The following is a 22515-nucleotide window of genomic DNA, read 5'->3' as shown; positions in this document are numbered from 1 at the left end:
TTCATGAACGGGTGTCTTTTCTGATTGCCCAGATTCCGCTAAACGTACGGGGAATCCGAGGGGGTCGCTGAGCGGAGCCGTAGGGCGGGCGCCCCTGGATTGCGGGTGGGGTGCGCGCGTGGGGTTTCCGTCTGTGGCGCCCTCCTGGGAAGGCCCCCCGGGACCCACGACATGCACCTGCCGACGCGCGCCGACCCCGCCTCCGAATTCGTCTGCCCCGAGGACCTGACCTTCGTGGACCTCTGCCGCGCCCGGGCCTCGGCGCAGGGCGGACAGAACGTTTTCACCTTCCTGGATGAGGAAGGCGAGCGCACCGTCACCTACGCCGAATTGGACGCGGGCGCGCGGGCGGTGGCGGCGCTGCTGCGGCGGCACCTGGAACCGGGCGACCGGGCGCTCCTCCTGTACCCGCCCGGCCGCGAGTACGTGCTCGGCTTCCTGGGGTGCCTGTACGCGGGCGTGGTGGCGGTGCCCGCGTATCCGCCGGACCCGATGCGGCTGGGGCGCACGCTGCCCCGGCTCCAGGCGCTGGTGGCGGACTGCGGCGCGCGGGTGGCGCTCACCACGTCCGGCATCGCGGGGATGGTGGAGCCTCTCACGGAGGATGCGCCGGACCTGCGCGCGCTGCGCTGGCTGGCCACGGACTCGGTGCCGGCGGAGGAGGCGGAGGCGTGGCGGCCGGTGGAGCTTCACGGTGATGCGGTGGCGTTCCTCCAGTACACGTCGGGCTCCACGGGGACGCCGCGCGGCGTGGTGCTGCGGCACCGGCACCTGCTGCACAACTCGGGGCTGATCGCGCGCGGCTTCGATGCGGCGCCCAACCCGGTGGGCGTCATCTGGCTGCCGCCGTACCACGACATGGGGCTGATTGGCGGCATCCTCCAGCCGCTGTTCCGGGACATCCCCACCGTGCTGCTGCCGCCGCTGTTCTTCCTGCAGCAGCCGATGCGGTGGCTGGAGGCGGTGTCGCGCTTCGGCGGCACGGTGAGCGGCGGGCCCAACTTCGCGTTCGACCTCTGCGTGCGCAAGAGCACGCCGGAGGAGCGGGCCGCGTTGGACTTGAGCCGCTGGGAGGTGGCGTTCTGCGGCGCGGAGCCGGTGCGCGCGGAGACGCTGGAGCGTTTCGCGGAGGCCTTCGCGCCCTCGGGCTTCCGGCGCGAGGCGTTCTATCCCTGCTACGGGCTGGCGGAGGGCACGCTCATCGTCACCGGTGGCCGACGCGCGGAGGCACCGGTGGTGCGGCGCTTCGCTCGCGAGGGGCTGCGGCACGGCGAGGCGCGGGCCCCGGTGGACGGCGAGGTGGAGGCGGTGCTGGTGGGGTGCGGCGCGGCGCTGGGCGGGCAGGAGTTGCGCGTGGTGGACCCGGAGACGGGCGTGCCATCCGCGCCGGGGCGGGTGGGGGAACTCTGGGTGCGGGGCCCCAGCGTGGCGGATGGGTACTGGCAGCGGCCGGAGGAGACGGCGCGCACGTTCCACGGGCGGCTGGCGGGCTCTGTGGGCACGGATAACGGGCCGTACCTGCGCACCGGCGACCTGGGCGTCGTCGAAGGCGGCGAGGTCTTCGTCACCGGGCGACTGAAGGACGTGATGGTGCTGCGCGGGCGGAATCACTACCCGCAGGACCTGGAGCTGTCCGTGGAGCGCTGCCACCCGGGCCTGCGCCCTGGCTGTGGCGCCGCGTTCTCCGTGGAGGTGGACGGGGAGGAGCGGCTCACGCTGGTGCAGGAGGTCTCCGCGAAGGTGGCGGGGGACGTGGACACGGTGCTCACGCGCATCCGCGCGGCGCTGGCCGAGGAGCATGGCGTGGCCGCGCATGCGGTGGTGCTCATCTCCGCGGGCGCGCTGCCCAAGACGTCCAGCGGGAAGGTGCAGCGGCGGGCGTGCCGCGAAGCGTTCCTGGCCGGCACGCTGGACGTGGTGCGGGAGTGGCGCGAGGGGCAGGCGGAGCGCTCGTCGGTGGAGGGCTCGGCCGGGACTGAGACGCGGAACTCCGAGGTGTCGAAGGCCGCGATGGGGCAGGGCGAGGTGCTTCCGTGGCTCGTGTCGCGCGTGTCGGGGCTGCTCGGCGTGAGCGCTGGCGCGCTGGATGTGGATGCGCCGCTCACCCACTTCGGGCTCGACTCACTGCGCGCGCTGGAGGTGCTGCACGCGGTGGAGGAGGGATGGCGCGTGTCGCTCCCGCCCGCGCTGCTGCTCCAGGGACCGAGCCTGCGTGAAGTCACGGCCTGGGTGGAGCAGCGGCGCGGTGACGCTTCCGTGCGTCCGGAGGCGGTGCCGTCCACTCTGGCGAGTGGCGCGACGTACGTGTCCGATGGTCAGCGCGCGCTGTGGTTCCTCCAGCGCATGGCGCCCGGGAGCACTGCGTACCATGTGGCCCGCGCGCTGCGGTTCACCTCGCCCGTGGATGCCGCGGTGCTCGGGCGCGTGTTCTCGACGCTCGTCGCGCGCCACCCGGCCCTGGCCTGCGCGTTCCCCGAGGAGCGCGGGGAGCCCGTGCTGCGGCCCTCTGCCTCCGTGCCGTCACTGGAGCTGGAGGACGCTTCTGCGATGACGGTGGAGGCCCTGCGCGAGCGGCTCGACGCCGAGGCACATCGGCCCTTCGATTTGGAGCACGGGCCGCTCGTCCGCGCGCGCCTTTTCACCGGTGCGCAGGGCGGGTCCGTGTTGTTGTTCGTGCTGCACCACCTGGTCACCGACTTCTGGTCGCTGGAGGTGCTGGCCGAGGAGCTGGGCGCGCTCTACACCGCCGAAGTCCACGGCATACCCGCCACACTGCTCCCGCCTCCGCCTCCTGCACCGGCCATCCTCCAGGCCCAGGAGGTGCGCTACACGGGGCCTGCCGGCGACGCGCTCCAGGCATGGTGGCGCGAGCGGCTGGGCGGTGAGCTGCCGGCGCTGGAGCTGCCCACGTCGCGGCCCCGGCCCCGGCTCCAGTCCTTCCGGGGCGCCACCGTGTCGTTCCGCGTGGAGCCCCCGACGGCCGCGCGCCTGAAGGCGCTGGCGCACGCGCATGGCGCCACGCCGTTCATGACGTTGCTGGCGGGATACGTCGCCTTCCTGCGCCGCTACACAGGGCAGGAGGACGTCATCGTGGGCACGCCCACCGCGGGCCGGACTCGCGCGGACCTGTCCCGGCAGGTGGGCTACTTCGTCAACCCCGTGGCACTGCGCGCGCGCATGCCCCGTGGGCTGTCCTTCTCCGGCCTGCTGGCGCAGGTGCGCGGCACCGTGCTGGAGGCGCTGGAGCATCAGGACCTGCCCTTCGCCCGACTCGTCGAGCGGCTTCAGCCCCGACGAGACCCGTCCCGTGCGCCTGTCTTCCAGGCGATGTTCGCGCTGCAGTCCGGCCGGCCCGGGCGCGAGGCGCTGGGTGCATTCGCCCTCGGGGAGCCAGGTGCGCGGGCTCGCCTGGGCGCGCTGGAGCTGGAGTCCTTCCCCCTGGGCCACCGCGCCTCGGCCTTCGACCTCACGCTGATGATGGCGGAGGTGGACGGCGGCTTCTCGGCCAGCCTGGAGTACTGCGCGGACCTCTTCGACGCGGACGCCGCCGCGCGCATGGCCCGCCACCTGCGCGGGCTGCTGGAGGCGGTCTCCTCCGCACCCGACGTTCCGCTGGTGGAGCTGCCACTGCTGGATGCGGACGAGCGGCGCGGACTGCTGGACCTGGGGCGCCGGGCGGAGGCCCCGAAGCACGCCTCCGGCGCGGAGCTGCACCTGCTCTTCGAGGCCTGGGCCGCGCGGACTCCCGACGCCGTGGCGCTCGTCGCTGGTGCCACCCGGTGGACGTACCGCGAGGTGGATGCGTGGGCCGGACGGCTCGCGGCCCGGCTGCGGCGGCATGGCGTGGGGCCCGAGGTGCGCGTGGGCACGTTGCTGGAGCGCGGTGGGCCGGAGTCGGTGGTGGCCTTCCTCGCCGTGCTCAAGGCGGGTGGCACGGTGGTTCCGTTCGAGCCGGCGCACCCTCCCGAGCGCGTGGCGTGGATGCTCACGGACGCGGGTGCGCGGGTGCTGCTGGCCCATGGGAAGCTGGCGCAGCGGATCGTCCTTCCTGAGGGTGTGGAGTTCCTGCGCTGGGAAGAGCACGGCGCTCCGGGCCAGGCCGCCGAGGAGCCCGTCGTGGCTGGCACCTCGGTGCCATCGCCGGACTGCGCGGCCTACGTCATCTACACGTCGGGCAGCACGGGGCGGCCCAAGGGCGTGGTGGTGACCCATCGGGGCGCGGTGCACCTGTCCGAGTCCATGGGCACGGGCCTTCCCTTCGGTCCGGGCGCGCGGGTGCTCCAGTTCTCCTCGCCGTCCTTCGATGCCTCGGTGGCGGAGTACGTCCAGTCCCTCACCACCGGCGCCGCGCTGCACCTGCCTCCGCCGGGTGAGTTGCTCGCGGGCGAGGCGCTGCACCGCGTGCTGAAGGAGCAGCGCATCACCGCGGTGACGCTGCCGCCGTCCGTCTCCACGCTTCTGCCGGAGGCGCCGCTCCCGGAGTTGAAGATGCTCATGTCCGCGGGCGAGGCCTGCCCTGCGGACCTCGTCGCGCGCTTCGCGAATGGCCGGACGTTCGTCAACGCGTATGGCCCCACCGAAGTCACGGTGTGCGCCACCTGGGAGCGCTGCTCGCCGGAAGACGCGGGCCCGCCGCCCATCGGCCGGCCGCTGCCGCACATCCACGCGTACGTGCTCGACGAGGCGCTGCAACCGGTGCCCCTGGGCGTGGCGGGAGAGCTGTACGTGGGCGGGCCGTCCGTGGCGCGCGGCTACCTGGGCCGTCCGGACCTCACCGCCGAGCGCTTCGTGCCGGACGCGTACGGTGGCGAGCTCGGCGCGCGGCTGTACCGCACGGGCGACGTGGTGCGCTGGCGCGCGGACGGGCGGCTCGACTTCGTGGGCCGCGCGGACGCGCAGGTGAAGCTGCGTGGCTTCCGCATCGAGCCGGGCGAGGTGGAGGTGGCGCTGCGAGAAGTCGCCGGCATGCGCCAGGCCCATGTCACCGTGTGGCGGCCTCCCGCGGGCGGTGAGCCCCGGCTGGTGGCGTACGTGGTGCCTGCGTCCGCTGAGCCGCTCGCGCCGGGCGAGGTGAAGGCCCTGTTGCGCGCGCGGCTGCCCGAGCACCTGGTGCCCGCGGACATCATCGCGCTCGCCGCGCTGCCGCTGATGGCGAGCGGCAAGGTGGACCCGCGCGCGCTGCCGCCTCCCGCGAGGACCGCGGCGCCGGACGGTGCGCCCCGCACGCCGCTGGAGGAGTCCATCGCCCGCGCGTGGGCCGAGACACTGGGCCATCCGTCCGTCGGCGTGCACGCGCACTTCTTCGACGACCTGGGCGGCAGCTCGCTGGCGGCGGTGCGGGCGTGCTCGCGGCTGCGCGAGTCGCTCGGTCGGGACGTTCCCATCACGCACTTCTTCGAACATCCCACCGTCCACGCGCTCGCCCGGAGGCTGTCCGCCGAGGCGAAGCCCGAGACGGAAGGCGTCAAGCACCAGGAGCGCGCGGAGGCCCGCAGGCAGGTCCTCCAGCGGCGCGGAAGGAACACCCGAGGCAATGACTGAACAGGACGCGACGACGGGCGTTGGTGGCAATGACATCGCGATCATCGGCATGGCCGGGCGCTTTCCCGGCGCCGCCGACATGCGCGCCTTCTGGCGCAACCTGTGCGAGGGCGTGGAGTCCATCTCCCGCCTGAAGCCCGAGGTGCTGGAGGCGTCGCCGCTGGTGCCCGAGTCGGTGCGCAAGCACCCGGACTTCGTGCCCGCGGCGTCGGTGCTGGACGAGGGCGAGTCCTTCGACGCCGGCTTCTTCGACGTGCCGCCGCGCGAGGCGAAGTGGATGGACCCGCAGCAGCGCATCTTCCTGGAGTGCGCGTGGTCCGCGCTCGAGGACGCGGCGTATGACCCGGAGCGGTACGCGGGGAAGATTTCCCTCTACGCGGGCGCGGGGCCGTCGCTGCACACGCTGTCGCTGCTGGGGCAGGGGAAGCTGGACCCGGCCTCGCTCTTCGAATTGCTGGGCACCACGGGCGAGAATCTCGCGACGAAGGCGTCCTTCAAGCTGAAGCTGCGCGGCGAGAGCCTGGCCGTCTACACCGCGTGCTCCACGGGCCTGGTCGCCGTCCACATGGCCTGCCAGAGCCTGCTGTTGCGCCAGTCCGACATGGCCATCGCCGGAGCGGCGCGTCTGTCGCTGCCGCAGCGCACGGGCTACCTCTTCCAGGACGGGATGATTCTCTCCCCGGACGGACACTGCCGCGCCTTCGACGCGAAGGCGGCGGGCACGGTGCCGGGCAACGGCGTGACGGCGGTGGTGCTCAAGCCGCTGGAGGACGCGCTGCGGGACGGCGACCACGTGTACGCGGTCATCCGCGGCTCCGCGCTGAACAACGACGGCGGCCTGAAGGTCGGCTACACGGCGCCGAGCGTCGAGGGACAGGCGGACGTCATCGGTGAGGCGCTGGCGTACGCGGGGCTGGAGGCGGGGGACATCGGCTACGTGGAGGCGCACGGCACCGGCACCGCGCTCGGGGACCCGATTGAAGTCGCGGCCCTCACGCGGGCATACCGGCGGCAGACGGACCGGAAGGGCTACTGCGGCCTCGGCTCGGTGAAGACGAACATCGGCCACCTGGACACGGCGGCGGGCCTGGCCGGCCTCATGAAGGCGGCGCTCGCGCTGCACCATGAGGAGCTGCCTCCCAGCCTGAACTTCGAGCGGCCCAACCCGGCCATCGACTTCGCGAACAGTCCTTTCTTCGTCGTGAGCGAGCGGCGACCGTGGCCGCGCGGGGACGTGCCCCGGCGCGCGGGTGTCAGCTCGTTCGGCATCGGCGGCACCAACGCGCATGCGGTGCTGGAGGAGGCGCCGCTGCCTCCGCCGCCCGCGCCGAGCGCCCGGCCCACGCAGGTGGTGACGCTGTCCGCCCGCACGGCGGGAGCGCTGGACGCGACGGCGAGGCAGTTGGCGGACTGGCTGGAGTCCGCGCCCGCCGACGTGGCGCTCGCGGACGTGGCCTTCACACGCAACGCGGGGCGCCGCGCTTTCCAGCAGCGGCGCACGGTGGTGGCGAAGGACCGGGCGGAACTGCTGGCGAAGCTGCGGGCTCCGGGCAAGGCGCAGGTGCTGGAGGACGTGGCGGCGGCGCGCGAGCGGCGCGTGGCCTTCCTGCTGCCGGGGCAGGGCGCGCAGTCGGTGGGCATGGGGCGCGAGCTGTACGCGGCGGAGCCGGCATACCGTGAGGCGCTGGATGCGTGCCTGACGGGGCTGGGGCCGCAGTTGGAGACGGCGCTGCGCGGCGTGTTGCTGCCGGCTCCGGGCGCGGAGGTGGCCGCGCGCGACACGTTGGCGGACCCGCGCTACGCGCTGCCGGCGCTGTTCTCCGTGGAGTACGCGCTGGCCCGGCTCTGGGAGGCGTATGGCGTGAAGCCGTACGCGTTGCTGGGGCACAGCTTCGGTGAGTACACGGCGGCGTGCCTCGCGGGGGTGTTGCCGCTGGAGGACGCGCTGGCGCTGGTGACGGCGCGCGGGCGACTGATGGCGCGGCTACCTCCGGGGAGCATGACGGCGGTGGGCGCGGCGGAGGAGGTGGTGCGTCCGCTGCTGTCCGGTGGGCTGGCGCTGGCCGCGGTGAACGGGCCGGAGCGGTGCGTGGTGTCCGGGCCCACGTCCGAGGTGGACGCGCTGGAGCGCGAGCTGACGTCGCGCGGCCTCGGCGTGCTGCGGCTTCCGGCGGGGCACGCGTTCCACTCGACGGCGGTGGAGCCGCTGATGGACGAGCTGAAGCGCGTGGTGTCGGGGCTGCGGCTGTCCGCGCCCCAGCTGCCGTACGTGTCGAGCGTCACCGGCACGTGGATTCGCGCGGAGGAGGCGACGGACCCGGCGTACTGGGCACGGCAGATGCGGGCGCCGGTGCGCTTCGGTGACGGGCTGGAGGCCCTGAAGGCCGACGGCTGCACCGTGTTCCTGGAGGTGGGGCCGGACCAGGCGCTCACCGCGTTGGCTCGGCTGGGGCTGCGCGGGCACGCGGGGCGAGCGGTGGCTTCGCTGCCTCGCGCGGGGGCGAAGGCGTCGGAGCATGCGGCGCTGAGCGAGGCACTGGGCGCGCTGTGGGAGCAGGGCCTGGAGGTGCGCTGGCAGGACGTCTACGCGCACGAGCAGCGCCGGCGGTTGTCGCTGCCGACGTATCCCTTCGAGCGCCAGCCCTTTGGGATGGAGGTGCCGACGGTCATCCCGGCCACGGCCGTCGCCACGGCGCAGGCGACGACGCCTGTTCAGGCGGAGCAGCAGGTTGCTCCCGCACCCGTGGCGGAGCTGCCGGCGGACAAGGTCGGGCCGCGCACGGACGTGGAGCGCAAGGTGCTGGAGATCTGGCGCGAGCGACTGGGGCGCACGGACTTCGGCATCCACGACGACTTCCTGGAACTGGGCGGCAACTCGCTGATGGCGGCGCAGATGCTGACGCGCCTGCGCGAAGCCTTTCCCGTCCAGCTCCCGCTGAGCGACTTGTTCGAGGCCCCCACCGTGGCGGGCGTGGCGGCGCGCATCCAGGCGCGGCTGGGCACGGGGGCGGAGAGCGCGGAGGCGGCGCTGCCTCCCCTGGTGCGCGTCCCCCGTGACGGCGCGCTGCCGCTGTCCGTGGTGCAGGAGCGCGTGGTCGCCCTGGAGCAGGCGGTGCCGGGCAACCCGGCGCTCAACATGTCCATGGTGCTGCGGATGAGCGGCACGCTGGACGTGGCGGTGCTGGAGCGGAGCCTGGAGGCGATGACGCGGCGCCACGAGGCGCTGCGCACGTCGTACCCCCGGGTGGACGGGCACACGGTGGTCCGCATCGCCCCGGAGCTGAAGCTGCCGCTGACTCCGGAGCCGGTGGCGGGGGCCACGCCGGAGGCTCGCGAGGCGGAGGGGCGCAGGCTGGTGCACGTGGAGACGGCGCGGCCGCTCGACATCGAGCGCGGGCCCGTGGTGCGCGCGCGGCTGCTGCGGCTGGCTCCGGATGAGCACCTGCTCGCCGTCACGGTGCACCACGTGGTCTGTGACACGTGGTCGCTGGTGGTGTTCGGGCGGGAGCTGGGGACGCTCTACGGCGCCTTCCAGCAGGGCCAGCCGTCGCCCCTGCCCGAGCTGGCGGTGCAGTACGCGGACTATGCGGCGTGGCAGCGGAAGGCGCTGGAGGTGGGCGCGTTCACCTCGCAGTCCGCCGCGTGGCGCGAGCGCCTGGTGTCGCTGCCGGGCGCGCTGGACCTGCCGGTGGACCGCCCGCGCACAGACGGGCCCGCGCTGGGTGGTGCTCGACGCAACGTGGGCTTCTCTCCGGAGATGACCCGCGCGGTGCATGCGTTGGCGCAGCGCGAGGGCGTCACCCCGTTCATGGTGCTGCTGGCGTCCTGGAAGGCGCTACTGGCGCGCTGGTCGGGCCGGGATGACCTGGTGGTGGGCACGCCCATCGGCAACCGGAGCCGCCCGGAGCTGGAGCCGGTCATCGGCTACGTGGCGCACGCGGTGCCGCTGCGCACGGACCTGTCCGGCGACCCGAGCTTCCGCGAGCTGCTCGGGCGCGTGCGGGACGTGATGCTGGAGGCGTACGCCCACCCGGACGTGCCCTATGAGCACCTGGTGAAGGAAATCGAGCCCGCGAAGGACACGGGCCGCGAGCGCGTCTTCGACTCGCTGTTCATCCTGCACAACCGCTTCGAGCCGCACCTGGAGCTGCCGGGCCTGCGGATGAGCCTGGTGGAGGTCCAGGACGGGCCGGCGCAGTTCGGCGCCGTGCTGTCGTCCCTCTCCATCTCCATGGGCGAGGGCGACGAGGGCTTCTCCGGCACGCTGGACTACGCCGTGGAGCGCTTCGAGCCCGCGACGATGGAGCGGTTGATGGCGCACTGGGATGCGCTGCTCGCCGCAGCGGTGGCGGACCCGGAGCAGCGTCTCTCCGCGCTGCCGCTGGAGGTGGCGTCCGTTGCCGCCGCTCCGGTGCCGGAGTCCAGGGACGTGCGCGTGCAGGTGCCCGCCGTGTCGCTGCTGGAGGCGCGGGCCGCGAAGGAAGCGCGCGCCGTGGCGCTCACGATGGGAGCGCGGAGCATCACCTGGGGCGAGCTGCGCGAGAAGGCGCGGCGGCTCGCGGCGGTGCTGGTGGCCCGCGACGTGGGGCCCGAGGTGCTGGTGGCCGTGTGCCTGGAGCCGTCCGTGGAGCGCGTGGTGGCGCTCTGGGCGGTGCTGGAGGCGGGCGGCGCGTACGTGCTGCTCTCCGTGCCGCAGCTTCGCGAGCTGTCCTCGCTCGCGTCCGAGGGCGGACCGCCGCCTCTGCTGCTTACGCACGAGCGCGTGAGGACGGGCGTGACGCTGGATGCCACCCGCGTGCTTCACGTGGACACGCTGCTCGCGGAAGGGAAGGGCACAGACGCGCTGGCTCGCGCGTCACTCCTGCCTGGGACCGACGCCTCGGGCGCGGCGCGTCCCCTGGAGACCCTCTCGGAGTCGATGCTCCGGGCCTCACGCGCGGAGGGACTCACCCGGAGTCGTCCGGCGAACGTGGCGGCGGAGACGATGGTGTGCCTGGAGCCGAGAGTCGGCCCCTCGGGAGACCGGCTCCGCGCCATCCACACGCACCGCACGGTGGCGGACCTGTTCCACCACCTGGATGCGGCCGGCCACGCGGCGGAGGGCGTATGGCTCGCGGCCGAGGAGACCCACTCGCCGGGCTCGGGCCTGGAAGTGCTGTGGGCCCTCACCCGGGGTCTGCGCGTGGTGCTGCCCGAGGAGCGAGCGCGCTTCAGCCTGTTGTCGGCGGGCTCGGGGGCCGCGCGCAGGGGGCCGGACTTCAGCCTGTCGTTCTTCGCCAACGACGAGGACTCGCTCGGCGGGCGCAAGTACCGGCTGCTGCTGGAGGCGGCGAAGTTCGCGGACGCGAATGGCTTCTCCGCGGTGTGGACGCCGGAGCGGCACTTCCATGCCTTCGGTGGCCTCTACCCGAGGCCGGCGGTGGTGGGCGCGGGCGTGGCCACGGTGACGGAGCGCGTGGGCATCCGCGCGGGCAGCGTGGTGCTCCCGCTGCATGACCCCGTCCTCGTGGCGGAGGAGTGGTCCGTGCTGGACAACCTGTCCGACGGCCGCGTGGGTGTGTCGTTCGCCTCGGGCTGGCACGCCAACGACTTCGTCTTCGCGCCGGACCGGTACGCGCGCCGCAAGGAGGTCATGCTCCGTGGCGTCGAGGAGGTCCGGACGCTGTGGCGCGGAGGCACGGTGCGCCGCCGCAATGGCGCGGGCGACGAGGTGGAGCTGTCCCTCCGCCCGCGTCCCGTCCAGAAGGAGCTGCCCGTCTGGCTCACCGCCGCGGGCAGCCCGGAGACGTTCCGCCTGGCGGGCGAGCTGGGCGCGTACGTACTCACCAACCTGATGGGCCAGCACCTGGAGGAGCTGGCCGCGAAGGTGGCGCTGTACCGCGAGGCCTGGCACCAGCACGGGCACGCGGGCCGGGGGCACGTGAGCCTGATGATGCACACGTACCTGGGCGCGGACCCGGCCGAAGTACGCGAGCGTGTGCGCCAGCCGTTGCTCAATTACTTCCGCAGCTCGGTGGACATCCTCGCGGGCTTCGTCGCCAGCCAGGGGTTGAAGATGGACCCGCGCTCGCTGACTCCCGCGGACGTGGACGCGCTGCTGGAGCACGGGGTGGAGCGCTACGTGGAGGACGGCGGCCTCTTCGGCACACCGGACTCCTGCGGGCCCGTGGTGGAGCGCGTGCGCGGGCTCGACGTGGATGAGGTGGCCTGCCTCGTGGACTTCGGCGTGGAGGTGGACGCGACGCTCGAAGGCCTGCGGCACCTGGATGCGCTGCGGGGACGGTACGCACCGGAGCCGGGAGCACCGGTGCCTTCCGCGACGCTTCAGGAGGGGCCCAACGCGGCGGAGGCGCTGCTGTCACTGGTGCGCGAGACGGGCATCACCCACCTGCACTGCACGGTGGCGCAGGCCCGCGCGCTGTCGGAAGTGCCCGGCGCGGCGGGGGTGCTTCGCCGCGTGCTGCTGGAGGGCGCGACGCCAGAGGACGCGGCTTCGCTGGCCCACTCGCTGGGCGCGGAGGTCGTGCGCCACGACGGGGGGCTCGGCGCGTGGCTCGCTTCCGGGAATGGAAGCTCCATTCCGTTCGAGGTCGTCGACGCGCGGGGCCGGCCGGTGCCTCCGGGCGTGGTGGGCGAGCTGGCCGTCACGGGCGCGGGTGTTCCTCGCGGCTTCTGGAATGCGCCGGGCACCGCGTCGCTTCGCATCGTCCAGACCACGGAAGCGGGGGCGCGCAGGCTGATGACGGGCCGCCGCGCGCGGTGCCGTGGCGACGGTTCGCTGGAATTGCTGGCCGCCGTGCCCGCGCCGGCACGCCGTCCGAAGCCGCCGAAGGTCGCGGCGACGCCCGGGGCCTCGGCGAAGAAGCCCGAGGGCCCTCCGCCCATCCCTCGTGTCCCGCGAGAGGGGCCGTTGCCGCTGTCCTTCGCGCAGCAGCGGCTCTGGTACCTGGACCACCTGGAGCCGGGGAACGTGGCCTACAACAACGCCGTCACGCTCGTGATGAGCGGCACGTTGGATGTGGCCTCGCTGGAGCGCGCCCTCAACGAGGTGGTGCGCCGGCACGAAATCCTCCGGACCACGTTCGCCATGGCGGACTCGGGCTCGGTGCAGGTCATCGCGCCGTCGCTGGAGGTGCCCATCGTCCTGGCGGTGGCGGAAGGCGCGGGTGAGGACGAGGTCTCCACCTGGGCGAAGGAGGAGGCGCGCCGTCCGTTCGACCTCCAGGCCGGCCCGCTGATGCGCGCGGCGCTGCTGCGAGTCAGCGGCACCGAGCACGTGCTGCTGCTCGTGCTGCACCACATCGTCTCGGACGGCTGGTCCGCGGGCGTGATGATGCACGAGCTGGCGCGGCTGTACGCGGCCTTCATGGAAGGCCAGCCGTCGCCGCTGCCCGCGCTGCCCGTGCAGTACGCGGACTACTCCGTCTGGCAGCAGGAGTGGATGCGCGGCCCCGAGCTGAAGACCGAGCAGGACTGGTGGCGGGACGTGCTGTCCGACGTGCCCGTACTGCGCCTGCCCACGGATCGGCCCCGGCCTCCGGTGCAGACGTACCCCGGCGCGCGGCTGCCCGTCACCGTGCCGAAGCGACTGGCGGAGTCCCTGGCCGCGGTGGGCCGTCGCGAGGGCGCCACGCCCTTCATGGTGCTGATGGCGGCGTGGCAGTCCCTGCTGCACGCGTACTCCGGCCAGGAGGACTTCGCGGTGGGCACGCCGGTGGCGGGCCGCAACCGCCCGGAGGTGGAGCCGCTCATCGGCTGCTTCATCAACTCCATCGCCCTGCGCGCGGACCTGTCCGGGGACCCGACCTTCGTGGAGATGCTCGGCCGCGTGCGCCGCTCCGCACTGGGTGGCTTCGCGCACCAGGAGGTGCCCTTCGAGAAGCTGGTGGACGCGCTCCACGTGGCGCGTGACTTGAGCCACACGCCCATCTTCCAGACGATGCTGGTGCTGCACAACACGCCCGCGCCCGAGCTGTCCCTGGCCGGCGTGCACATCCGCAGCCGCCTGGTCCCCACGGGTGCCACCAAGCTGGACCTCACGCTGGAGCTGGTGGAGTCGAAGGAGGGGTTGGCGGGCGCCATCGAGTACAACACCGACCTCTTCGACGCGGACACCATCTCCCGGCTGTCGGAGCACCTGCTCCGCCTGCTGGAGTCCGTGGCCTCCGCGCCCGAGCAGCGCCTGTCGCGGCTCTCCCTCCTGTCCGAGGCCGAGCTGCAGCGACTGCTGGTGGAGTGGAACCCGTCCGCGGCCCCCGAACCCTCCGGCTCGGACACGGTGCCCGCGCGCTTCGCGGCGCAGGTGGCGCGTACGCCGGACGCGGTGGCGGTGGAGGACGGCACCCGGCGGCTCACCTACCGCGAGGTGGATGCGCTGTCCTCGCGGCTCGCGCGGCACCTGCGCGAGTTGGGCGTGGGGTCGGATGCCGTCGTGGCGCTCGCGCTGGTGCAGCCCGCGGACGTGGTGGCGGGAATGCTCGGCGTCATGCGCGCCGGGGCTGCGGCGGTGGTGCTCGACGTGGAGCATCCGGCGGAGCGGCTCTCCGGCATCCTCGATGACACGCGGGCGCGCGCCGTCGTTACGTCCAGGGCCTGGGCCGCGCGAGTGCCCGGGCGCGAGGGCACGGCGGTGGTGTCGCTGGAGTCCCTGCCCGAAGTGGGCGCCGAGCCTTCGGCGGGTCCCGAGGCGCACCATGCGGCGTGCATCGTCTACACCTCCGGCTCCACGGGCCGGCCGAGGGGCGTGGTGCTGGAGCACCGGCAGCTCGTGTCCGCGACGCGGGCTCGGCGCGCGGTGTACGGCGTGCCCGGTGTCGTCCTGTCGCTGGCGCCGTTCACCTTCGACGCGTCGCTGGCGGGCCTGCTCTGGTCCCTCTTCGAGGGCGGCACGCTGCGCTACCCGGACGCGGAGGAGCGCGAGGACCCGCGGAAGCTCGCGGAGCTGATGGCGAAGGCAGGCATCACACACCTCATCTCCGTGCCGGCGCTCTACGGGCAGGTGCTCGCGGCGGCGCCGCCGGGCGGACTGTCCGGCCTGCGCGCGGTGAGCGTGGGCGGTGAGGCGTGCCCGCTGGAGCTGGCCCGCGCGCACCATGAGGCGCTGCCCACGGTGGCGCTGTTCAACGAGTACGGCCCCACCGAGGCCACCATCTGGAGCACCGTGCACCGCGTGCGTCCGGACGAGCAGGGCTCCGTGCCCATCGGCCGCGCGGTGCCCGGTGCCCGCGTGTACCTGCTGGATGCACGGCGCCAGTTGATGCCTCAGGGCGCACCGGGCGAGGTGTACGTGGGCGGCACCGGTGTGGCGCGGGGCTACCTGGGCCAGCCGGTGCTCACCGCCGAGCGCTTCGTGGCGGACGCCTTCGACGGGCGCCCCGGCGCGAGGATGTACCGCACGGGAGACCTGGCGCGCTGGCGCGCGGACGGGACGCTGGAGTTCCTGGGCCGCTCCGACACGCAGGTGAAGGTGCGGGGCTTCCGCATCGAACCGGGCGAGGTGGAGGCCGCGCTGCTCGCGAGCCCCGCGGTGAAGGAGGCCGCGGTGGTGGCGAGAGAGGACGGCAAGGGGCCGAAGCGGCTCGTCGCCTACGTCGTCCCTGTGACGGAGGGGAACACCGAGGCGCTGACCACCACGGAAATGAAGGCGTGGCTGCTGTCCCGACTGCCGCCGTACATGGTGCCCGCCGCGTACGTGACGCTGGTCGCCCTGCCGCGCACGCGTCACGGCAAGGTGGACACGCGCGCGCTGCCCGCGCCCGACGCGGCCTCGGCCGAGGCCAGGGGTGCTCCCGCCGTGGCGCCGCGCACGGAGGTGGAGGAGAAGCTCGTGGCCCTCTGGCGCGAGGTGCTCCACCTGGAGCGCGTCGGCATCCACGATGACTTCTTCGAGCTGGGGGGCGACTCCATCCTCGGCTTGCAGATCATCACCCGCGCCCGCGCGGCCGGCATCGAGCTGTCTCCGAAGCAGCTCTTCCAGAACCCCACGGTGGCGCGGCTGGCCACCGTCGCGGGGACGCGGCTCGCCGTCCAGGCCGAGCAGGGACCCGTGGTGGGCCCGGTGGCCCTCACGCCGATTCAGCGCTGGTTCTTCGAGCTGGGGCTGGAGGCGCCGCAGCACTGGAACATGTCGCTGCTGCTCGACGTGAAGACGGCGCTGGACCCGGCGCTGCTGGAGCGGGCGCTGGCGCACGTCCTGGAGCACCACGACGCGCTCCGCCTGCGCTTCGCTCGCGCGGAGGACGGCTGGCACCAGGCGTCCGCGGCTCCGGGCGAGCCCGTGACTGTGGAGCACGCGCGGATGGAGCAGGCGGAAGCGCTGCAATCGTCGCTGCGGCTGGACGGGCCGTTGGTGAAGGTGGCGCTGCTGGAGTCGGACGCGGGGCGGCCGGCGCGGCTGATGCTGGCGGTGCACCACCTGGTGGTGGACGCGGTGTCGTGGCGCATCCTGCTGGAGGACCTGGCGGCGGTGTACGCGCAGCTCGCGACGGGCGCGGCGGTGCGGCTGCCGCCCAAGACGACGTCCTTCCAGGTGTGGGCGCGCGGGCTGGAGTCGCTGGCGCGCTCGGAGAAGCTGGCGGCGGAGCGCGCATGGTGGCTGGAGCGGCCGTGGGGTGAGGTGGCGGGGCTGCCTCGGGACTTCTCCGACGGAGTCAACACCGAGGCCACCGCGCGCACGGTGCGCGTAACGCTGGACGCGGAGGAGACGAAGGCCCTGCTGCACGACGTGCCCAAGGCGTGGCACACGCAGCCGCAGGACCCGCTGCTCACCGCGCTGGCGCAGGCGCTCGCCGCGTGGACGGGGAAGAGCACGGCGCTGGTGGACGTGGAGGGCCATGGCCGTGAGGAGGTTCTCCCGGGCGTGGACGTCTCGCGCACGGTGGGCTGGTTCACGCGCTTCTTCCCTGCGCTGCTGGACCTGCGAGGCACGCACGCTCCGGGCGAGGCGTTGCGCGCGGTGAAGGAAGGACTGCGTGCGGTGCCGTCGCAGGGCATGGGCTGGGGCCTGCTGCGGTACGTGGCGCGCGACACGTCACTGGCGGCGCTGCCGTCGGCGGAGGTCGGCTTCAACCACCTGGGGCAGGTGGACGGGGCCGTGGACGCGGGGGCGCCCTTCGCGCTCTCGCCGGAAGGGGAGTCGCTGCGGCAGCGGGCCCCGAGCTCTCGCCGTCCGTACGCGCTGGACGTGACGAGCGCGGTGCGTGACGGCCGGCTCGAGGTGCTGTGGACGTTCAGCGAGGCCCTGCACCGTCGCGAGACGGTGGTGGCCGTGGCCGAGGATTTCCTCGCGCGGCTCAAGGCCCTGGTGGTGGCGTCGCGGGCGCCGGATGCGGGAGGCCACTCTCCGTCCGACTTCCCGCTGGCCAAGGTGAAACAGGCGCAGTTGGACAAGCTGTCCGCCCGCTTCGGGAAGAAGACGCGATGAGTGACAACCTCGAGGACCTGTACCCGCTGTCGCCCCTGCAGGGCGGCATGCTCTTCCACGCGCTCGCGGAGCCCGGCCAGGGGCTGTACTTCAACCAGCTCGTCTGCGAGCTGCGCGGGCGCCTGGACCTGGGGGCCTTCACGCGCGCGTGGCAGGGCACGGTGGCGGCGCACCCGGTGCTGCGCACGGCCCTCGTCTGGGACGACGTGGACGAGCCCGTTCAGGTGGTGCTGCGCGAGGTGGACCTGCCGCTGCGCGTGGAGGACTGGCGCGACCTGTCCTCCGAAGCACGGGAGTCCCGCCTGGCGGCCTTCCTGGAGCAGGACCGCCGTGACGGCTTCGACCTGTCCCGCGCGCCGCTGGTGCGGCTGACGCTGCTGCGCACCGAGGACGAGGCGCACCGGCTCGTGTTCAGCCACTCGCACCTGGTGCTGGACGGCTGGTCCGTGCCGCTGGTGTTGCGTGACGTCTTCGCGCTGTACGAAGGCGCGCTCGCGGGCCGCACGCCGCGCCTCGCGTCTCCGCGTCCGTACGGGGACTACATCGGCTGGCTCGCGGAGCACGAGCTGTCCGTCTCGGAGTCCTTCTGGCGCCGCGAGCTGGCGGGCTTCCACGAGCCCACCGCGACAGGGGCGGGGCAGGGCGAGGGGCCGGGCCGGGCCACGCGGGTGCTGCACCTGCCGGCCGAAACCACGGCCGCGCTGAATGCCTTCGCGCGACGGCACGGGCTCACCGCGCACACGCTGGTGCAGGGCGCGTGGGCCATGGTGCTGGGCCACCTGTCCGGCACCGAGGACGTCGTCTTCGGCACCACCGTGTCCGGTCGTCCGCCGGACCTGGCGGGCGTGGAGGACATGGTCGGCCTGTTCATCAACACCCAGCCCGTGCGCGTGCGGCTGTCACCGGACACGCCGTGGGTGGCGTGGTTGCGCCGGATTCAAGAGGTGCAGGTGGAGGCGCGCCAGCACGAGCACGCGCCGCTGGTGAAGGTGCAGCGCTGGAGCGACGTGCCCGCGGGCACCGCCCTCTTCGACACGCTGGTCGTCTTCGAGAACTACCCGCTGGACGCCGCGCTCACCTCCGCCTCGCGCGCGCTGGAGGTGCGCGACGTGCGCGCGATGGAGGCGGACCACCACGCCCTCACGCTCATCTCCTCCAACGGTGCGCGGCTGCCGCTGCACCTGCGCTATGACCGCACGCGCTTCACCGAGGCGTTCGCGGACGCGCAGCTGGAGCGCCTGCGCCGCGTGCTGGAGGCGATGGCCGCGCGCCCCGAGGGCCGCCTGGGCGAGCTGCCCCTGCTGTCCGATGCGGAGCGCCACCAGCTCCTCGTCGCGTGGAACGACACGCGCACGGACCTCCCCACCGAGGCCACCGTCCACGGTCTCTTCGAGGCTCAGGTGGAGCGTACGCCTGACGCGGTGGCCGTGCGCATGGGCGATGCGCGGCTCACCTTCCGGGAGCTGGACGCGCGCGCCAATCAGCTAGCGCACCACCTGCGTGGCCTGGGCGTGCGACGCGGGACGTTGGTGGGGCTGTGCTTCCACCGCTCGACGGACATGGTGGTGGCGCTGTGGGCCGTGCTGAAGGCGGGTGGGGCGTACGTGCCCATCGACCCGGCCTGGCCCGCGTCGCGCCTGTCGTTCCTCCTGGAGGACACGGGCGTGCCGGTGCTGCTCACCGAGGACGCGCTGGCGGACGCGCTGCCCGTGTCGTCGCAGTTCCTCGTGTGCCTGGACTCCGAGTGGGCGCGCACCGCGGGCCGCGAGCCCGTCACGCCGCCCGAGCCGCTGGCCACCGCGGACGACCTCGCGTACCTCATCTACACCTCCGGCAGCACGGGGCGCCCCAAGGGCGTCATGGTGGAGCACCGGGGCGCGGTGAACTACCTGTGCTGGGCCATCCGCGCCTATGGCATCTCCGAGGGCAGCGGCTCTCCGGTCCACTCGCCGCTGTCATTCGATTTGACGGTGACGAGCCTCCTCGCGCCGCTGATTGCCGGCCGTCCCGTGGTGCTGGTGCCGGAAGAGGCGGGAGTGGAGGGCCTGGTCGAGGCGCTGCGCGCGGGCAGCCACTTCAGCCTGGTGAAGCTCACGCCCACCCACTTGAGGATGCTGGCGCAGCAGCTCCGGCCCGAGGAGGCCGCTGGCCGCACGCGCGCCTTCGTCATCGGCGGCGAGGCGCTGACGGCTGAGGGCGTGGCCTTCTGGCGCGAGCACGCGCCGGAGACGCGGCTCATCAACGAGTACGGCCCCACGGAGACGGTGGTGGGTTGCTGCGTGTACACGGTGAGCGCCACCGACCCGGCGAGCGGTCCGCTGGCCATCGGCCGGCCCATCGCCAACACGCGCCTGTACGTGCTGGACGCGCACCTGCGGCCGGTACCCGTGGGCGTGCCGGGAGAGCTGTACATCGGCGGCACGGGTGTCGCGCGCGGCTACTGGCGCCGGCCGGAGCTGACGGCGGAGCGCTTCGTCCCGGATGCCTTCGGCAATGAGCCCGGAGCTCGGCTGTACCGCACGGGAGACCGTGTGCGCTGGCGCGCGGACGGCCGGCTGGAGTACCTGGGCCGCACCGACTTCCAGGTGAAGGTGCGCGGCTATCGCATCGAGCTGGGAGAGATTGAGGCCGCGCTGCGGGCGCATCCCTCCGTGGGGGACGCAGTGGCGGTGGTGCGGGACGACGGACCGTCGGGCGCGAGGCTCGTAGCCTATGTCGTGCCGCAGGATGACGGCGCCGCGAAGCCGGACCCCGCGCTGCTGAAGACGTGGCTGTCCGAGCGGCTGCCCGAGTACATGGTGCCGTCGGCCATCGTCGCGCTGGACGTGCTGCCGCTGTCGTCCAACGGCAAGGTGGACCGACGCGCGCTGCCGGCGCCGGAGCGCGCGGTGGAGGTTGCGGAGACGTGGGTGGGGCCGCGCGACGCGCGCGAGGAGGCGCTCGCGGCCATCTGGGCGCAGGTGCTCGGGCGAGAGCGCGTGGGCATCCACGACGACTTCTTCGAGCTGGGCGGCGACTCCATCCTCGGCATCCAGATCATCTCCCGCGCCGCGCAGGCCGGGCTGCACCTCACCGCGAAGCAGCTCTTCGACTTCCCCACGGTGGCGCGTCTGGCGGCGGTGGCCGCGGAAGCGCCCGCCGTCGCGGCGGAGCAGGGGCCGGTGACGGGGCCGGTGGAGCCCACCCCCATCCAGCGCTGGTTCTTCGAGCGCGAGCTGGCGGAGCCGCACCACTTCAACCAGGCCCTGCGCTTCACCCTGCGCGAACGCGTGGCCGCGGAGCACCTGGAGCGCGCGCTCCAGCACCTGCGCGAGCACCATGACACCCTGCGGCTGCGCTTCACGCGAGACGGGCAGGGCCCGTGGCGGCAGGAGCTGGCCGGCGTGGAGGGGACGCTGCCCCTCGCGCGGGTGGACCTCTCCGGGCTGACGCCGGATGCACGCCGCGCGGCGCTGGAGTCCCACGCCGTCAAGGCGCAGGTGGGAATGGACCTGGGCTCGGGCGACATCGCGCGGGCGGTGCTGTTCGACCTCGGGCCGGATGCGCCGCAAGAGTTGTTGATCGTCATCCACCACCTCGCGGTGGACGCCGTCTCGTGGCGCGTGCTGCTGGAGGACCTGCTCACCGCGTACCGGCAGTTCCGTACGGATGAGTCCGTGAGGCTGCCGCCGAAGACGCTGTCCTATGCGGCCTGGGCGTCGAAGCTCGTGGAGCACGCCCGCACGCCGACAGCTCGCGAGGAGGCATCCTTCTGGCTCGGGCTGCCCTGGGAGCGCGTGGGCCGGCTGCCCCTGGAAGTGCGGGACGGCGCCGCCAACACGGAGGGCGCGGCGGGGCTCGTGGAAGTCTCCCTGGAGCCCGCCGAGACGCAGGCGCTCCTGCAGGACGTGGCGAAGGCATGCCGCGCGAGGCCGGACGAGCTGCTGCTGGGCACCCTGGCCCACGTGCTGCGCCAGTGGACGGGCGCGCCGTGCGTGCGGGTGGAGCTGGAGGGGCACGGCCGCGAGGAGCTGTTCGAGGGCGTGGACCTGTCGCGCACGGTGGGCTGGTTCACCAGCATCTACCCCGTGCTGCTGGAAGAAGCGGGGGAGGGCCCCGGCGCGTGGCTGCGCTCCGCGAAGGAGGCGCTGCGGCGCATTCCGGGCAAGGGCGTGGGCTACGGCGTGCTGCGCTACCTGTCGCCGGACCGCGAGCTGCGGGAGCGGCTGCGCGCGCTGCCACCGCCGGAGGTGGGCTTCAACTACCTGGGGCAGCTCGACAATGTGCTGCCTCCGACGGCGCCGCTCGCGCTGTCGGACGGGCCCGTGGGCCCCACGCGTGCGGCGGGCGGGAAGCGGGCGCACCTGCTGGACGTGGACTGCGCCGTCACCGGCGGCCGGCTGCGGTTGATGCTCACGTACGGCTCGGGCCTGCATCGGCGCGAGACGGTGGAGCGGCTGGCCACGGAGCTGCGCGCGGCGCTGCGCGAGCTGATTGCACACGGTACGTCGGAAGACCCGCGCGGACTTGCGCCCTCGGACTTCCCGCTGGCGGGGTTGGGGCAGGGCGCGCTGGATGCGCTCGCCGACCGGCTGGTCGCGAAGGGCGGGCGCCTGCGCGACGTGGAGGACATCTACCCGCTGTCACCACTGCAGCAGGGCATCCTCTTCCACCACCTCCAGGAGGATGAGGCACAGCCGTACTTCAATCAAATCACCTTCGAGCTGGAGGGCGCGCTCGACGTCGAGGCCTTCATCCAGGGGTGGCGCCAGGCGGCAGCGCAGCATCCCATCCTCCGCACCGCCTTCTTCTGGGAGGGGCTGGCCGCGCCGCTCCAGGCAGTGATGCGCGAGGTGGAACCACCGGTGAGCGTGGAGGACTGGCGTACGGTGCCCGCGCATGAGCGCGAGGCGCGGCTGGCCGCCTTCTTCGCGGAGGACCGGCGGCGAGGCGTGGTGCTGTCGCGCGCGCCGCTGTTCCGGCTCACGCTGCTGCGCACCGGCGAGCGCGTGTGGCGCGTGGTGTTCAGCCTCTCGCACATCCTGCTGGACGGGTGGTCGGTGCCGCTGGTGATGCGCGACGTGCTCACCCGCTACGAGGCGGTGCGGCGCGGGCTGACGCCTCCTCGTCGTGACGTGCGCCCTTACCGGGACTTCATCGCGTGGCTGGCACGGCAGGACCTGGGCGCCGCGCGCGACTTCTGGCGCAAGTCGCTGGCGGGCTTCACCGAGCCCACGCGGGTCGACGTGGGCGGCACGTCCCGAGAGGGCGGCCGGCGAGAGCTGCAGCTCCGCCTGGGCATGGACGACACGGCGACGGTGGGCGCCTTCGCACGGCAGCAGGGACTGACGCCGGGCACGCTGGTGCAGGCGGCCTGGGCACTGCTGCTCGGGCGCTACAGCGGCCATGACGACGTGGTCTTCGGCGTGACGGTCTCCGGGCGCCCCGCGGCGCTGGCCGGCGTCGAGGGCATGGTGGGCATGTTCATCAACGCCATCCCCGTGCGCGTGCGGCTGACGCCGTCCCAGCCGGTGGGGTCGTGGCTGAAGGCCTTCCAGGCGTGGTTGTTGGAA

General features: G+C 73.5%; 3 protein-coding genes (1 of these 3 running past the window's edge). All 3 read left to right on the top strand.

Features of this window, described 5'->3' with window-relative positions; all coding sequences use genetic code 11:
- The first annotated feature begins 171 nt into the window (after positions 1–171).
- Tightly spaced (each overlapping or abutting the next), the 3 genes in view from G4D86_RS01070 to G4D86_RS01060 form a layout consistent with a single transcriptional unit that may run on beyond the window.
- Positions 172–5541 (top strand): non-ribosomal peptide synthetase, encoded by a 5370-nt coding sequence (locus G4D86_RS01070; RefSeq protein ID WP_163988422.1) that lies wholly within the window; start codon positions 172–174, stop codon positions 5539–5541.
- Positions 5534–16963, top strand: a complete 11430-nt coding sequence (locus G4D86_RS01065) for a non-ribosomal peptide synthetase/type I polyketide synthase (RefSeq protein ID WP_163988420.1) — start codon at positions 5534–5536, stop codon at positions 16961–16963. Before G4D86_RS01070 ends, G4D86_RS01065 begins: the two co-directional genes overlap by 8 nt.
- Positions 16960–22515 carry the start of a non-ribosomal peptide synthase/polyketide synthase gene (locus tag G4D86_RS01060; protein WP_163988418.1) on the top strand. 15702 nt of this gene lie beyond the right edge of the window, so 5556 of the gene's 21258 nt are visible here — the first part of the coding sequence; its start codon is at positions 16960–16962; its stop codon lies beyond the right edge, outside the window. Before G4D86_RS01065 ends, G4D86_RS01060 begins: the two co-directional genes overlap by 4 nt.

It is taken from the genome of Pyxidicoccus caerfyrddinensis, from assembly GCF_010894405.1.
Classification (GTDB): domain Bacteria; phylum Myxococcota; class Myxococcia; order Myxococcales; family Myxococcaceae; genus Myxococcus; species Myxococcus caerfyrddinensis.
This window is presented reverse-complemented; position numbering and strand designations above follow the sequence as displayed.

What these genes read in the sequence shown, in the direction of transcription:
- G4D86_RS01070 (WP_163988422.1), top strand. Translation starts at nt 172, where the DNA reads ATGCACCTGCCGACGCGCGCCGACCCCGCCTCCGAATTCGTCTGCCCC.
- G4D86_RS01065 (WP_163988420.1), top strand. Translation starts at nt 5,534, where the DNA reads ATGACTGAACAGGACGCGACGACGGGCGTTGGTGGCAATGACATCGCG.